The following is a 14,631-nucleotide window of genomic DNA, read 5'->3' as shown; positions in this document are numbered from 1 at the left end:
TAATAAGGGCAGTTACACTTGATATTCAGATAAGGAGATACGTATGAGAACTGGAACGGGAGTTGTCGACACCGTATTTGACAACGGCATGGTCAAGCTGCGGACGAACCGCAACAATTTGTATACGCCGTGCAGCGGCATGATTTGCAAAAACAACGCCCTCATTGACGCGAAGAACCCTGTCGGAGCGATCAAAGGGCAATATGTACGATTTAATATTCCCGACGGGAAGATGGGCGTCGGCGGAGCGATGTGCTTCGGCATGCCCCTCCTGATGGTCCTCATCTGGGGCGCTTTCGGCTACGTAAACGGCGAAACCCTCGGCTGGGCCAAGGAGCTGTCGGCCTTCGCCGGCATGATTTTCGGCGGCATCGTCGGCGCCGTGCTGCTCAAGCGCTACGAGAAAAAGGTCCGCGAAGCCAACACGATGGCAGAAATTACGGAAATCATCGTAGAGCAGACCATTGAAATGGACGATTGGCCGGGAAAATCGCAGCAGGATAATTCATAATAGGACAGCCAGGCGTGGGATCGGCATTCGGAGGGCCGGTTCAATGCTCGCGGCTGAAAACGCAGCCTGTGGATGCTTTCTTGTATATTACGAGGAGCATCCATTTTGCATTTCCTGGCTGTATCGGGCAAAGGCTTCTCTCGTGAGCCATACGGGCGTGACCGTGCCTTTGTAGAAGGGGACGGGCTCTCCTGCGACGGTTCCGCCCATTTTGCCGACGATGGCGACGGTCGTGTTGCGGGCTTCCATAAAAATAGAATCGATTCCTTGGGCGAAGAGTTCTGCAAAGGTAAAGGCTGCCAGCTTCGTGCCGATGTGCCGGCCCCGCAGGGCTTTCGTCACGATGAACCGGCCCCAATGGAGCTGTCCGCCTTCATGCCAGGCGGCAGCCGTGCCGACGATGACGCCGTCCAGTTCGGCGACCCAGCACTGGGGCTCCATGGCTAGAAAGGCTTCGACGGCGTCCAGGGGGATGAGCTGTTCGCCGTGAAAGACGGCGGTCTGCAGGGCCATGACGGTTTCCATATCCTCGGTCCGGGCTTTTCTGTATCGTAGTGATTCCATCAGTATCCTCCTGCTCTATACGTGAAGGCCGGCCTGGTAGGCTGCTTCCATGACCGGCTGGGTGCGGACGGCTCCGGCTTCCATGACGTTGGACGCGTACAGGCGGCCTTTGATTTCATACTGCTCGAAGTGCTCGACAAATCCGTCCAGGTCGCCGAGGGAGCGGGCGATGATGTCTTCGCCTAAGCCGGCGGAGACGATGTAGTATACTTCCTTGCGGCCGAGGTGCTGCCAAATGGGATCGGTACGGTCGATACAGGCCTTCATCTGGGCGCTGACGCCGTAAAAATAGACGGGTGTCGCCAGTACGACGACGTCAGCCTGCTGGAAGGCGCAGAGGATATTTTCCATGTCGTCCTTCTGGATGCAGGCTCCGCCGTTGCGCATACAGACGTCGCAGGCCCGGCAGAAGCCGATGCGTTTTTCCGCCAGGGGGATAAAGCGTACGCTGTGGCCCGCCTCTTCGGCTCCTTGCTGAAATTGGCGGCACAAGAGGTTCGTGTTTCCGTTTTTTCTGGGGCTGCCCGATAGGATTACGATGTGTTTCATCAGCTGTCATCTCCTTAACGCGTAGTTTCCTTTTACTATTTCATTATACTATATTATTTCCTGCAGCGTATAAGCGTATAACTAAAAACGGCATAGCCGCGAGGGGCTATGCCGTGGTGGCTCGATGTCCGTTTCTCTTAGAATGCCGGGAGAATCGTGCCTTGGAAGTGTTCGTTGATGAATTTTTTAATCGGTTCAGACTGGTAGATAGCCAGGACTTTTTTATACGTTTCGTTATTGGCTTCATCTTCGCGGACGACCATGACGTTAGCGTACGGCGAATCCTTGTCTTCTACGAGGAGGGAATCCTTCTGCGGGTTTAAGCCGGCCGGGATGGCGTAGTTCGTGTTGACGCAGGCCAAGTCCGTATCGTCGAGGGAACGGGGAATCTGGGCGGCGTCGAGCTCGATGAATTCGAGGTGCTTCGGATTGTTTACGACATCCGGTACGGAGGCGTCGACGGAGGTGCCGTTTTTAAGGGTGATGAGGCCGACTTGCTGCAGGAGCAGGAGGGCGCGGCCGCCGTTGGTCGGGTCGTTCGGAATGGTAACCTTAGCGCCGTCGGCGACTTCGCTGATGTTTTTATATTTGTGGGAATATACGGCCATGGGCAGGATAATGGTCTTGCCGATAGAGGTCAGCTTCATGCCCTGGTTTTTGACGACGTTGTCGAGGTAGGGCTGATGCTGCATGGAGTTCATATCCAAATCGCCTTCGGCCAAGGCTTTGTTGGGCTGTACAAAATCGTTGAATTCGACGACCTTGATGGTCAGGCCTTGTTTTTCTGCTTCTTTAGCTACTTGTTCCATGACTTCCGCATGGGGGCCGGCCGTTACGCCGATGGCGATTTCCTTTTTGTCGGCCGAGCCGCTGTCGGAGCTGCCGCAGCCGGCGGCAAATACGCAGGTCGCGGCGATGAGGGCCGCAGCAAGGAGTTTTTTGATAGAAGAGTTCATGGGTTGTTCATCCTTTCTGATACTGAATCAATCACATGGCAAGAGGCAGGACGGCCTGCCATAGGATGGGCCGGCGACGATACGGGTAAAAAGAAAAGCCGTCGACAGATGACGGCTTTGGTTACGTATGTGTTCATCTGTCGGATGTATCCGCTGGACTTGGCACCTATCCCATTTGGGGGTTGCCGCAGCGTCATAGGGCCATTCCCTCGGCTGCTCTTGATGAAATCAATATATGATTGTTGATAAAAATCATACCATCTCTCGTGCCGAATGTCAATATTTTGGCGGCAAAAATTTTCTGACGACAAAAGACGGAGGCAGGATTCCTGCCTCCGCTTTCGGATGTGTGATGGTGTCTCGTTATATATGGTGGTTTAGTAGTTATCGTTTTTCAATTCAAAGAAAGCTTGCGGATGAGCGCAGACCGGGCATACTTCCGGAGCTTCTTCGCCTTCGACGATGAATCCGCAGTTGCGGCATACCCATGTTTTCGTCGCCGGTTTCTTGAAGACCGTGCCGTTTTCGATGTTGGCCAAGAGGGCCAGGTAGCGTTCTTCATGGTGTTTTTCGATTTCCGCTACTTTTTCAAACAGGTAGGCGATGTGTTCGAAGCCTTCTTCTCTGGCTTCTTTGGCGAAGGTCGGGTACATTTCCGTCCATTCGTAGTGTTCGCCGGCGGCTGCGTCTTTCAGCGCGTCGATGTCGTTCGGCATGCCGTCGTTGAGCAGTTTGAACCAGATTTTAGCGTGTTCCTTTTCGTTGTTGGCCGTTTCTTCAAAGAAGGCTTTGATCTGTTCGTAGCCGGCTTTTTTCGCTACGCTTGCATAATAGGTGTATTTATTTCTTGCCTGGGATTCGCCGGCAAATGCTGCCATTAAGTTTTTTTCAGTTTTGCTTCCTTTTAATTCCATATCGATACCTCCATGATTTCATACGTAAACTCGCAGCCTGTGCTGCCTCTTGTCAGGTCTCTTTCCTGACCTCTGAGTACATTATACTCTATTTGCAAAATAAAATCAATGGATAATAATTATTTTTTAATAAAATATGGAAAAATTATTCTTTCACTGTGTCCGACTCAGATCGCCGCGGCTCTTTGGCATCGGCAGTGCGTTTCGATTCCGTGTCCTTGCTGCTGTCGCGGGAGGCGGAACGCTTCGGCTCTGAAATGGCCTGTTCGGCGTCTTCGGCCTTAGAGGAAAGCCTGCTTTCGGCTTCCTTTTTTAGGGCGTCGATGTCGGCGTGGGATGAGGAGAACGTTTCGAGCGTGTCGTTCAGCGTGTCGGACAAGGTGCTATGCGTATCCTTTGCCGTGTCGGTCAGGTCGCCGTACTTTTCCTTGAGATGGGCTTCCAGCTCGCTGGCCTGGCCGGGATACATCGTTTTCAGCCGTTCGAAGAGCTCGGCCTTCGAGGCGTTTCCCCGCTTGACCGCTTCTTCGAAGGCCTTGTATTCCTGATAATAGGCAAGCCAGCGCTGGAGACGGGCGTAGTCGTTGCTCAGGAACGACTGGACGCTGAGAAAGGAAAAGACCAGCGTCAGGATGAGGCATATGACGACTTTTCCCATTATCCGTCCCTCCTTTGCGGGTTTCTGGCATTGCGGGCCGTGCGGTGGCAGGCCTGGCTGGCGTACGACGCAGTCAGGGCCGCGAACAGCAGGGCCAGGACGGCGAAGGCCATCGTCGAGACGGACAGCGTCGGCAGGGGCAGCAGATCCGAGAAGATATACGGCGGCAGGCTGTATACGGCGATGGAGGCGAGGAGCGCCAGGGCAAAGGCGAAGAACAATATAGTGCTGACGATATTGAACAAGGCTCCGAATATGTCTAAAAAGGGGCTGGCAATGGCCTTGGCCGCCTGGGGGATAGCCGCCTTGTCGTTCCACTGCAGCTCGTCTTCGTCGGCTGTCCGTTCCGCAGGCCGTTTCGCCTGAGGACGCCGGGGCTGTTCGGCGTAGGCGTCGTATTCCCGGAGCGGTTCGGGCTGCGGCATGGGGTAGTAGGCCTCCCGGATCTTAGGACGGCGGCGATGGGCCGGGTCTTTTTCCCAATCGTAGAATTGGGACGCCTTGGCAGGCGCGGCCTCGGGCGCCTCCTGCCAAGGCGCGTCGGCTGGGCCGGTCATGCTGAGATTGTCTTCCGGCACGATGGGCTTGCCGATGTAATAGCGGTATATGTTTTTAGGATGGCCCAGTTTGGCGCATACTTCTTCTTCCGTCAGGCCCTTTTTCGCGCCCAGGCGGAACTGTTCTTCGCAGTCTTCCAAGATCCCTTTCAAATCGGTCTTGTCGCTGCGGCGGAAGTAATACTTCAAGAGGTCCATGAATTCCGTCTTTCTCATGGTTTTTTACCTTTCCGTGCGGCGCTGCTTCAGGGCCGCTTCGTACTGCTGGTGGTATTTGGCGCCGTACTGCCAGGCGGCGATGGAAATGGCCATGACGGCGATGATGATAACGAAGCGCAGGGGCGTCGGTAAGTGGGATAAGAAGGAAATAGCCGCCAACGGCTCGGCTTCCAGGGCGATACAAACGGCGACCCAGATCAACAGGGCCAGGGTCATGAGCGTGCAGACGCCGCCGAGAGTATAGAGAAGCAAATACGTATAGCGCAGTTTTTGTAAGTTCGGTGTCAAGTCGGTGCCTCCTTGCAGAAAATAAAAAAGATAGGGGCTCGATAGGCCGGCTATTATCCAATATACTACCACAGGGAGGGAGAAAAGGGAATAGAAGGGCTGCCGGGCCTCTTTTTCTCTATCCTTTTCGGGCATTACCCTATATACTATATATACTATCGTTTTTTATCAGAAAAGGAGAATGTATATGGCAAATTTTATTCGGTATCATATCGGCGACGTCGTACAGATGAAAAAGCCCCATCCCTGCGGCTCAAACGAATGGGAGGTCATGCGTATCGGCGTCGATTTCGTCATCCGCTGCTGCGGCTGCGGCCATCGGGTCATGATTCCCCGGCCGAAGTTTGAAAAGGCCGTGAAGAAAATTTTAAAACAAGCCGAAGAAGACGTGTAAAAAAAGTAAAATTTTTAAGAAAAGGTATTTTTATTTCGCCTCCAGTGTGTTACAATTTATGTCAGCCATTACTTTATTGATTTACCTTGATAAAGTAATAAAGCAAAATAGACAGACGTAAAAGGAGGTCATGCGATGAAACCGAATACGCTTGATGGGGTGAAAATGCTTCATCATGACGAAATGCGCAATTATGACCGAATTCAGGGAAAGATTATTTCCGTAATCATGAACCACGGCTGCAAGATCGTCGAGACGCCGAGCTTTGAAGATTACGACGTATATCAGCATTTTTTTCCGCACCTGCGCCGGCAGATGGTAAAGACCGTCGATACGGACGGACGGGTCCTCGTCCTGCGTCCCGACGTGACGCTGCCCCTCGTAGAGTCGGCGGCCCGGGAGTTTCCCCGGCCGAACCAGCTGCTGAAGTTCGGTTACGTGAGCACCGTCTTTCGGGAATATTTCGGCCGCAACACCTACGGCAAGGATTTCCTGCAGGGCGGCATTGAAATCCTCGGCGATCCGAGCCCCGAGTGCGACGGCGAGGTCATTGTCATGGCCGCGGAAATCCTCAAGGCTGTCGGCGTCGAAAACATCCGCATCGACATCGGCACCGCAGCGTATACGCAGGCCTTGTTCGACGCCCTGCCCTTGCAGGAAGCGGAGAAGGACCGGCTGCGGGCCTATCTGGCCGACCGCAATCTCGTCGCCCTGCGCCGCTATCTGAGCGGCTTGTCCCTGCCGGGAAACGCCCGCTGCGCCCTGGAAGCGCTGCCGGTCCTGTTCGGACCGTACGCCCAGACCCTGGGCAAGGCGAAGGACTATTGCCTGAACAGCGGCATGCTCAACGCCCTGGCGCGGCTGGAAAAAATCTACGATTATATTTTATACGCCGGCTTTGCCGACAAGGTGCAGCTCGACTTCGGCTTTGCCAGCCGGCTGGGCTATTATACGGACATGGTGTTCAAGGTATACGTCGACGGCGCGCTGTACGACGTCATCGACGGCGGCCGCTACGATACGCTGTCGGCCCAGTTCGGCATCGACAGGCCGGCCTGCGGCTTCGGCATGAACATCAACTTATTGTACGAATTCATGAACGACGCCGGCCTGCTGGCCCAGGCGGAGCCGTCGTTCCAGCTGGCCGTTTCCTATGCGGCGTCGGATCAGGTCATGGTCCGCGATTTGATGCGCTGGCGCAGCCAGGGGTTCCGCGTGGCGGCCTACCCCGAGTCGTCCTTTATCGACAGCCGCGATTACAGCATCCACGCCGTATACCGCGGCGGCTCGTATTACAAGGACGGCCGGGCCGTGACGGCGGCAGATCTGGAAGAAGCGATGAGGGGGCTTTAAGATGGCGATTCACATTGCCCTAGCTAAGGGGCGCATACACAAGGCGGTCATGGCCTATTTGCAGGAAAGCGGCTATGCCTTTCCGACCTATACCGCCGACAGCCGCAAGCTGATTTTTGAAGACAGTACGGGAACGCTCAAGGTGACCCTCGTCAAATCGCCGGACGTAGCCGTCTACGTCGAACGGGGAGCGGCTGACGTGGGCATCGTCGGCGAAGACGTCCTGCTGGAAGAAGCGCCGGGAGCCGGCGTGTACGAAATCTTCGATTTGGGCATCGGCCGCTGCCGTATGGCCGTCGCGGCCATTGCCGGCAAGCCCGTGGATATGACGAAGCGCATTACCGTCGGCACGAAGTATCCCCGCATCGCCCGCCGCCATTTCGAGCAGAATCACCGCAGTGTCGATATTATCAAGCTGAACGGGTCCGTCGAGCTGGCGCCGATCGTGGGGCTGGCCGACGTCATCGTCGATATCGTCGAGACGGGAAATACGCTGAAAGCCAACGGCCTGGAGGTCGTCGAGTATTTCATGGATTTCAGCGCCCGCATGATCTGCAATCCCGTGTCGTTTAAGATGAAATACGAAGACATACGGCGTCTCGTCGACGTCGTCAAAGAGAAGGATTTAGAAGCATAAGCGAGGGGGCATAGACAGTGGAATGGATAGAAGTTCCTGAAGAAGGGCTGACGCTGCGGCAGGTCCGGGCGATTACGGCGCGGAACCAGTCGGAAAGCGAGGCCATTCGCCAGAGAGTAGAACATATTTTGCAGGCTGTGCAGGAACGGGGCGACGAAGCCCTGAAGGAATTTACGGCGAAATTTGATGGCGCAGTTCTCGATTCGTTTCTCGTAACGGAAGAAGAAATAGACCAGGCTGTCGCGGCTGTCGGGCCCGATTTCATGGCCGTTTTGGAAGAGGCGGCGGCCAATATCCGGACGTATCACGAACGGCAGGTCGAGACGACGTGGATGGATACGTTCCGCCCCGGCGTGCGCTTAGGGGCGAAATTTACGCCGATACAGCGCGTCGGCGTGTACGTTCCCGGCGGCACGGCGGCCTATCCGTCGACGGTGCTCATGGATATCATCCCGGCTCACGTCGCCGGCGTGCCGTCTATTGCCGTCTTTACGCCGCCCAAGAAGGACGGCTCCGTCAATCCCTATATTTTGGCGGCGGCCCGCGTCGCCGGCGCGACGGAAATCTACAAAGCCGGCGGAGCCCAGGGCGTTGCCGCGGCAGCCTTTGGCACCGAATCCATCCCGCCGGTCTTTAAAATCGTCGGGCCGGGCAACGCCTACGTAGCCATGGCCAAGCGCCTCGTCTTCGGTACCGTCGGCATCGACATGATCGCCGGGCCGAGCGAGGTCGGCGTGCTGGCCGACGATACGGCCAATCCCGTCTGGGTGGCGGCGGACCTGCTGGCCCAGGCAGAACACGACGCGCGGGCGGCGGTTTTCCTCGTCACGCCGAGCCGAGCCTTGGCGGAAAAAGTAGAAGCAGAGGTCCGTCGGCAGCTCGACGAATTGCCGCGGCGGGATATTGCCGCGCCGTCGGTAGAACAGTACGGAAAGATTTTTGTGACGAAGGATATGAACCAGGCCGTCGAGGTCATGAACCTCATTGCGCCGGAGCATTTGGAGCTGGATACGGCCGACGCTGAAACTCTGGCTGGAGATATCGTCAACGCCGGCGCGATTTTCATCGGCCCCTATACGCCGGAGCCCATCGGCGACTACTTCGCCGGGCCGAACCATACCTTGCCGACGATGGGGACGGCGGCCTTTTCGTCGCCTCTGGGCGTGTACGATTTCGTCAAGCGCAGCAGCCTGCTGCAGTACGATAAGGAAGCCTTTGAAGCCGTCGCGGAAAAAGTCATGGCCTTTGCCAATGTCGAAGGCCTGCAAGCTCACGGGCTGGCTGTAAAGAGGAGGATGGACCATGAATAAAGAATGGCTGCGCCGGACGATACGTTCCTTCGAGCCCTACGTCGTCCCGGAAATCAAGGAGCGCACCGTCATCAACGCCAACGAAAGTCCTTATAATATATTTGATTTTCCCGAAGTGAAGGCGGAATTTTTGGCCCGCCTGAGCGAAACGCCGTCGTATCACTATCCCGATCCCTTTGCCGAGGAGCTGCGGGAGGCCTTGGCCGAGTACGTAGCGTGCCGGCCTGAGGAAGTACTCGTCGGCTGCGGCGGCGATGAAATCATCAGCATCATTGCCAATACCTTTTTAAACGAAGGAGATACGGTTCTCGTCCATGGGCCGACCTTCGACATATACGGCATCGACGCCCAAATCGTCGGGGCTAAGGTCGTAGAGATTCCCGACTTGCCGGGCTTTACGCGCGACAGGAAGTCCTTTTTGCAGGCTGTACGGGAATGGCAGCCGAAGCTGACGGTACTCTGCAATCCCAATAACCCGACAGGCGAGCTCCTGCCCCTGTCGTTCTTGGAAGATGTCTTACAGGCCTCGCCGAATCCTGTCGTCGTCGACGAAGCGTATATCGAATTTGCCGGCAGTGACAGCATCATTACCAAGCTGGCCGATTACGACAACCTCATCGTCATCCGTACCTTGTCCAAGGCCTTCGGGCTGGCCGGCGTCCGCGTCGGCTACGCCGTGGCGCAGAAGGACGTTATCAATGCCTTGTCGCTGGTCAAGCTGGTCTACAACGTAGGCAATTTAGCGCAGATTGCGGCGCTGGCGGCCATGAAATACCGCGGCATGATACTGGCGCACAACATTCCGCCGACCATTGCAGCCCGCGAGTACCTGACGGCGGAGCTGAAACGGATAGACGGCGTCACCGTGTACGACAGCGTGACCAATTTTGTTCTCATTCGCGTTCCTGATGGTCCGGCTATCGTGAAGGCATTGCGCGATGCCGATATCTGCGTCCGCTTTTACAAGGCCGCGGCCCTGCAGAACTGCCTGCGCATTACCGTTACGACGATGGACGTCGTACAAAGAGTTGTCGAAGTGATTCGAAAGGAGGTTGGCCATGCGTAGCGCCCAGATAGAACGGGAAACGGCGGAAACGCAGATTGCCCTTTCCCTCAACATAGACGGTACGGGGACCTTTGCCGGCACGACGGGCATCGGTTTCCTCGACCACATGATGAATTTGCTGGCCTGTCACGGCGGCATGGATATTACCCTCCACGTCCACGGCGATTTGGACGTAGACACCCACCATACTGTGGAGGATCTGGCTATTGTATTGGGCGGCGCGCTGGCTCAGGCCTTGGGCGACAAAAAGGGCATCCGCCGCTACGGCATGTTTTACTGCCCCATGGACGAAGCCTTGACCCGCGTCGTCGTCGACCTGAGCGGACGGCCCTATCTGGTATACGACGTGAAGCTGAATGTCGAGCGCATCGGCGCCTTCGAGACGGAAATGCTGAAAGAATTTCTCTACGCCTTATCCGTCCACGGCCGCATGAACCTGCACGTGACGAATCTCTACGGCGAAAACGCCCACCACATCGTCGAATCGGTTTTCAAGGCCCTCGGCCACGCCCTGCGCGAAGCCGTGTCGCTCAGCGGCGACGAGTCGGCCGTCTTGTCTACGAAGGGGGTGCTGTAGCGTGAAGGTAGCTGTTATTGATTACGAAGTTGGCAATTTGGCCAACGTGTACAACGCCTGGAAGCGCCTGGGCGTGGCCGTCGACATTACCCGCGACCCGGCGGTCATCCGGCAGGCCGATTTCATCGAACTGCCCGGCGTCGGGGCCATTCGCGACGCCATGGCGAACCTGAAGAAATTCGAGCTCATTCCCGTACTGGAAGAACAGGTCCGGGCGGGCAAGTTTTTCATGGGCGTATGCCTGGGCATGCAGGCGTTGTTTGAAAAGGATTACGAAGGCGGCGAATACGACTGCCTCGGCTTTCTGCCCGGCGACATCGTGCCATTCCGCACGGCGCTGAAGGTGCCGCATATGGGCTGGAACGAGCTGGAATTCCGCGGCAGCCACTGGCTGCAGAAGGGGCTTCCGGCCCATCCCTACGTGTATTTTGTCCATTCCTATCATAAGTCGCCTGCCGATTCGCCTGACGTCATCGCTACGGCCGATTACGGACAGGCCGTGCCGGCTATCTGCGGCAGGGACAACGTCCTGGGATTTCAGTTCCATCCCGAAAAGAGCGGCCCCGTAGGGGCGCGGCTCCTGCAGAATGTCATTGCGTACGTACAAGAGAAAGGATGAGACTATGATCGTATTTCCGGCGATAGATATACAAGGCGGCAAGGTCGTCCGCCTGCGCCAGGGCGTGAAGGAAGACAGCACGACCTACTTTGACGACCCCGTAGAGACGGCCGTCAAGTGGCGCGATGAAGGGGCTATGTTCCTGCATGTCGTCGATTTGGACGGCGCTTTTTCCGGCAATCGCCGCAATGCCGACGTCATTGGCCGCATCTGCGACACCGTCGACATTCCCGTCCAGGTAGGCGGCGGCATCCGCAGCGAAGAAGCGATTGCAACGTATTTGGAAGAAGGGGTCAACCGGGTCATCATCGGCTCCAAGGCCGTAGAAGACGCCGCCTTTATTACGGACATGGCCAAGAAATACGGCTCGGCCCTGGCTGTTTCCATCGACGCCAAGGGCGACATGGTGGCGACGCGGGGCTGGGTAGACGGCAGCGATAAGGAAGTCCTGCCCTTTGCCCATTTTCTCTTGTCCATCGGCGTCAACACCATCGTGTATACCGACATCAGCCGCGACGGCATGCTGACGGGGCCGAACATGGAAATGCTGTCCCTGTTGCAGCAGCTGCCCTTCATCCGCCTCATCGCCTCAGGCGGTGTGAGCGGCATCGACGATTTGAAGCAGCTCCAGGCCATGAAGGTCTACGGGGCTATTACGGGGAAGGCCTTGTACGAGGGGAAAGTTACAATGGCTCAAATCCGGGCGTTAGGGGGAATGTAGGATGCTGGCCAAACGAATCGTACCGTGCCTGGACGTGCGCGACGGCCGCGTCGTCAAGGGCAAGCAGTTTAAAAATATACGCGACGTAGACGACCCGGTGAAATTAGGGAAATTTTACTCGGAGCAAGGGGCCGATGAGCTCGTTTTCTACGATATTACGGCGACCCATGAAAAGCGGAATATCTTCATCGACGTCGTCCGGGCCGTAGCTGAAGCTATCGACATTCCCTTTACGATCGGCGGCGGCATCGCCAGTATCGACGATTTCCATCAGGTACTGCGGGCCGGGGCCGACAAGGTGTCGGTCAATTCGGCGGCAGTGATGCGGCCCGACCTCATCCGCGAGGCGGCGCTGCGCTTCGGCAGCCAGTGCGTCGTCTTGTCCATCGACGCCAAGCGCGACGGCCGCGGCGGCTGGCAGGTCTACGTCGAAGGCGGCCGGAAAAATACGGGCATCGATGCCATTGCCTGGGCAAAGCAGGGCGTGGCCCTCGGAGCCGGGGAAATCTGCATGAATTCCATGGATGCCGACGGCGAAAAAGCCGGCTTTGATTTAGAGCTGAACCGCCGTCTGGCGACGGAGCTGCCCGTGCCGATTATCGCGTCGGGCGGAGCCGGCACGATGGAAGATTTCAAGCGCGTCTTCGACGTCGGCGTCGACGCGGCCCTGGCGGCGTCGGTCTTTCATTTCGGGCAGATTCCGATTCCCGAGCTGAAGAAATACCTGAGCGAAGAGGGCGTCGCCATGAGAGGGGTAGAATAGTGGATACAGTACAACTGACAGATATACAATTTGACAGCCGCGGCCTCGTGCCGGCCGTCGTGCAGGAAGGGCGGAGCGGCAAGGTCCTCATGGTAGCCTATATGAACGCCGAGTCGCTGCAGAAGACCGTTGAAAGTGGCGAAACGTGGTTTTACAGCCGCAGCCGGCAGGAGCTGTGGCATAAGGGCGAAACGTCGGGCCATTTCCAGAAGGTACGGGATATCTTTGTCGACTGCGACGCCGACACGCTTCTGGTCGTCGTAGACCAGATCGGCGCGGCCTGCCATACGGGCAGCAAGTCGTGCTTCTTCCGCCGCCTCTACGGCTGGGACGGGACGTATGCGGGCAGCCTGTCTATGCTGTCCGATTTGCGCGACGAAATTGAAGAAAAGAAGATTCATCCGACGGAAAAATCGTATACGGCCTATTTGCTCCAGACCGGCATGGATAAGATCTGCAAGAAAATCGGCGAAGAATCGGCGGAGGTCATCATTGCCGCCAAAAACGCCGACGCCGGCGACGGCGCCGACCTGCGCCTGGAAGTATGCAAGGAATCGGCCGATTTGCTCTATCACCTATCTGTATTGTGGGAAGCGGCCGGCGTCAGCGTCAACGACGTCATGGCCGTATTGGAAGAACGGTCCCACGTCAAGGGAAATAAGAAAACGGTCGGGCATTTAGATAAGACCTTTTAAGGAGTCATCATGAAAACTGTTATTTTTGACGTAGACGGCGTGCTTCTCAGCGAAAAACGCTATTTCGACGTGTCGGCCCTGACGGTATGGGAATGGTACTACAGACCGTCGTTTATGAATCTGGGCCATGAAACGGTCAGGGCGGAGCTGACAGACGAAGAAATCGACGCCCTGCGAGCCCGCTTTTGGCTCGACGACGCCATCCTGATCTGGCTCAAGAAACACGGCGTCAACAGCAACTGGGACATGACCCACGCCCATATTGTGGCGACGTTGTGGATGCTGCTGGAGCAATACAAGGCCGACGGCCATTCGCTGGACGATATTGTCATAGAATCGATGGCCGACGTCTGCGCCCTGGGCCGGCGGCTGCAAGGGTACGCCGTTCCCGACGCCGCAGCGGTCATGGAGCGCCTTGCCGGAGCCGTGCCAGACGATGCCGGCAAGGATGACGTGTTCGCGTATTTGACGAAAGCCATCGAAGCCTCCTTGGGGATTGCCGCGCCATGGTCGGCTCTCGATTCCCCCTTATGGCAGCGGCACTTTGAAGCCTTTCAGGAATGGTATTTCGGCGACGAATTGTATGAACAGACCTACGGCAAAACGCCCTATGCGCCAGGGAAGGAGGGATTTCTGCGCCGTGAAGTCCCCTTGGGAACGGCCGAGGGCATACGGCGTATGTTTCAGGAGCTGAAGCGGCGCGGCTATGTCCTGGCCATTGCTACAGGCCGGTCGTACATGGAAATGGCCGTGCCCTTTGCGGCCTATCATTGGGATGAAGAATTTGATCCCCGTCACGTGGCGACCTATACGGACGTAGAGGAAGCGTCGAAGATGCTGGGCCTGTCCCTTGACAAGCCGAATCCCTTCGCCTATTACGCCGGGGCCTTCGGTACCTATCCTGAGCGGTATGCCGAGTATGTCAGCCGCCCCGATGAGTTCAAGGACGGCGAGTACTACATCGTCGGCGACTCTATGGCCGATATTTGGTGCGCCAAGGCCATGGGAGCTGTCATGATCGGGACGCTTACGGGGCTGGACGGCCCGGCGGCGCGGGCTATGTTCGAAGCGGAGCAGGCCGACTACATCGTTGATTCTGTAGAAGATATATTGGATATATTGAAATAATGCGAAAGCTGCCGTAGGAAGAATGATTTTCTTCGTGCGGCAGCTTTTTATAGTGTGTAGTGCATTCATTTGACGGCGGCAGTGCCGGCAGTCCCTATGCATTTTTGGAAGACAGTAAAACAGGGCCGCGCGTCCTGCGCAGCCCTGCCTGC

Annotated in this window: 19 protein-coding genes and 1 riboswitch; of the genes, 12 read left to right on the top strand and 7 right to left on the bottom strand. The window is 56.6% G+C overall.

Annotated features, from left to right (window positions below):
* Positions 1-43: 43 nt before the first annotated feature.
* Entirely contained in the window at positions 44-511 is a 468-nt protein-coding gene (locus OCV58_RS01435; RefSeq protein WP_154876665.1) for a SoxR reducing system RseC family protein, read from the top strand.
* Positions 512-598: 87 nt separating this feature from the next.
* On the opposite strand, the gene OCV58_RS01430 is transcribed toward OCV58_RS01435, so the two are convergent.
* The 7 genes from OCV58_RS01430 to OCV58_RS01400 all read right to left on the bottom strand — a co-directional run bounded on the left by OCV58_RS01430 (position 599) and on the right by OCV58_RS01400 (position 5,216).
* The gene (locus tag OCV58_RS01430; protein ID WP_154876664.1) at positions 599-1,075 is read right to left on the bottom strand and encodes a GNAT family N-acetyltransferase; all 477 of its coding nucleotides are present in this window, start codon (positions 1,073-1,075) and stop codon (positions 599-601) included.
* A 15-nt stretch (positions 1,076-1,090) separates the two neighbouring features.
* A complete protein-coding gene (locus OCV58_RS01425; RefSeq protein ID WP_154876663.1) occupies positions 1,091-1,624 on the bottom strand; it encodes a flavodoxin family protein in 534 nt (177 codons plus the stop codon).
* A 137-nt stretch (positions 1,625-1,761) separates the two neighbouring features.
* Positions 1,762-2,580: a MetQ/NlpA family ABC transporter substrate-binding protein gene (locus OCV58_RS01420; RefSeq protein ID WP_095629293.1), complete on the bottom strand. Its 819-nt coding sequence runs from the start codon at positions 2,578-2,580 to the stop codon at positions 1,762-1,764.
* Between the two features lie 130 nt (positions 2,581-2,710).
* Positions 2,711-2,809: riboswitch (SAM riboswitch) on the bottom strand.
* A 148-nt stretch (positions 2,810-2,957) separates the two neighbouring features.
* On the bottom strand, positions 2,958-3,494 hold the full coding sequence (gene rbr / locus OCV58_RS01415) for a rubrerythrin (protein WP_087477904.1): 537 nt from the start codon (positions 3,492-3,494) through the stop codon (positions 2,958-2,960).
* Between the two features lie 145 nt (positions 3,495-3,639).
* Positions 3,640-4,152: a hypothetical protein gene (locus tag OCV58_RS01410; protein ID WP_154876662.1), complete on the bottom strand. Its 513-nt coding sequence runs from the start codon at positions 4,150-4,152 to the stop codon at positions 3,640-3,642.
* Complete coding sequence (locus tag OCV58_RS01405) at positions 4,152-4,925, bottom strand: DUF1700 domain-containing protein (RefSeq protein ID WP_154876661.1); 774 nt, start codon at positions 4,923-4,925, stop codon at positions 4,152-4,154. Before OCV58_RS01405 ends, OCV58_RS01410 begins: the two co-directional genes overlap by 1 nt.
* 6 nt (positions 4,926-4,931) lie before the next feature.
* The gene (locus OCV58_RS01400) at positions 4,932-5,216 is read right to left on the bottom strand and encodes a hypothetical protein (protein ID WP_087477907.1); all 285 of its coding nucleotides are present in this window, start codon (positions 5,214-5,216) and stop codon (positions 4,932-4,934) included.
* 187 nt (positions 5,217-5,403) lie between these two features.
* Between OCV58_RS01400 and OCV58_RS01395 the strand changes: the two genes are divergently transcribed.
* The 11 genes from OCV58_RS01395 (at position 5,404) to OCV58_RS01345 (ending at position 14,479) form a co-directional block, all read left to right on the top strand.
* Positions 5,404-5,610 (top strand): DUF951 domain-containing protein, encoded by a 207-nt coding sequence (locus OCV58_RS01395; RefSeq protein ID WP_087477908.1) that lies wholly within the window; start codon positions 5,404-5,406, stop codon positions 5,608-5,610.
* Between the two features lie 135 nt (positions 5,611-5,745).
* Entirely contained in the window at positions 5,746-6,963 is a 1,218-nt protein-coding gene (locus OCV58_RS01390) for an ATP phosphoribosyltransferase regulatory subunit (RefSeq protein ID WP_154876660.1), read from the top strand.
* 1 nt (position 6,964) lies between these two features.
* Positions 6,965-7,600 carry an ATP phosphoribosyltransferase gene (gene hisG / locus OCV58_RS01385; RefSeq protein ID WP_087477910.1) on the top strand — a complete coding sequence of 212 codons (636 nt, stop codon included), beginning with the start codon at positions 6,965-6,967 and terminating at the stop codon, positions 7,598-7,600.
* A gap of 17 nt (positions 7,601-7,617) precedes the next feature.
* Positions 7,618-8,910 (top strand): histidinol dehydrogenase, encoded by a 1,293-nt coding sequence (hisD, locus tag OCV58_RS01380; protein WP_154876659.1) that lies wholly within the window; start codon positions 7,618-7,620, stop codon positions 8,908-8,910.
* On the top strand, positions 8,903-9,976 hold the full coding sequence (hisC, locus tag OCV58_RS01375) for a histidinol-phosphate transaminase (protein WP_154876658.1): 1,074 nt from the start codon (positions 8,903-8,905) through the stop codon (positions 9,974-9,976). The genes hisD and hisC overlap by 8 nt, the downstream gene beginning before the upstream one ends.
* Positions 9,969-10,553 (top strand): imidazoleglycerol-phosphate dehydratase HisB, encoded by a 585-nt coding sequence (gene hisB, locus OCV58_RS01370; RefSeq protein WP_087477913.1) that lies wholly within the window; start codon positions 9,969-9,971, stop codon positions 10,551-10,553. Before hisC ends, hisB begins: the two co-directional genes overlap by 8 nt.
* Position 10,554: 1 nt before the next feature.
* A complete protein-coding gene (hisH, locus tag OCV58_RS01365; RefSeq protein WP_087477914.1) occupies positions 10,555-11,172 on the top strand; it encodes an imidazole glycerol phosphate synthase subunit HisH in 618 nt (205 codons plus the stop codon).
* A gap of 4 nt (positions 11,173-11,176) precedes the next feature.
* Complete coding sequence (hisA, locus tag OCV58_RS01360; RefSeq protein ID WP_154876657.1) at positions 11,177-11,893, top strand: 1-(5-phosphoribosyl)-5-[(5-phosphoribosylamino)methylideneamino]imidazole-4-carboxamide isomerase; 717 nt, start codon at positions 11,177-11,179, stop codon at positions 11,891-11,893.
* A 1-nt stretch (position 11,894) separates the two neighbouring features.
* The gene (gene hisF / locus OCV58_RS01355; RefSeq protein WP_107195447.1) at positions 11,895-12,656 is read left to right on the top strand and encodes an imidazole glycerol phosphate synthase subunit HisF; all 762 of its coding nucleotides are present in this window, start codon (positions 11,895-11,897) and stop codon (positions 12,654-12,656) included.
* Positions 12,656-13,351 (top strand): bifunctional phosphoribosyl-AMP cyclohydrolase/phosphoribosyl-ATP diphosphatase HisIE, encoded by a 696-nt coding sequence (gene hisIE / locus OCV58_RS01350; RefSeq protein WP_154876656.1) that lies wholly within the window; start codon positions 12,656-12,658, stop codon positions 13,349-13,351. The genes hisF and hisIE overlap by 1 nt, the downstream gene beginning before the upstream one ends.
* 9 nt (positions 13,352-13,360) lie before the next feature.
* Positions 13,361-14,479 (top strand): HAD hydrolase-like protein, encoded by a 1,119-nt coding sequence (locus tag OCV58_RS01345; RefSeq protein ID WP_267312740.1) that lies wholly within the window; start codon positions 13,361-13,363, stop codon positions 14,477-14,479.
* The last annotated feature ends 152 nt before the right edge of the window (positions 14,480-14,631 follow it).

The organism is Megasphaera stantonii (genome assembly GCF_025567065.1).
Classification (GTDB): domain Bacteria; phylum Bacillota; class Negativicutes; order Veillonellales; family Megasphaeraceae; genus Megasphaera; species Megasphaera stantonii.
Note: the sequence above shows the minus strand (reverse complement) of the source record. Positions and strands in the feature narration are given on the sequence as shown.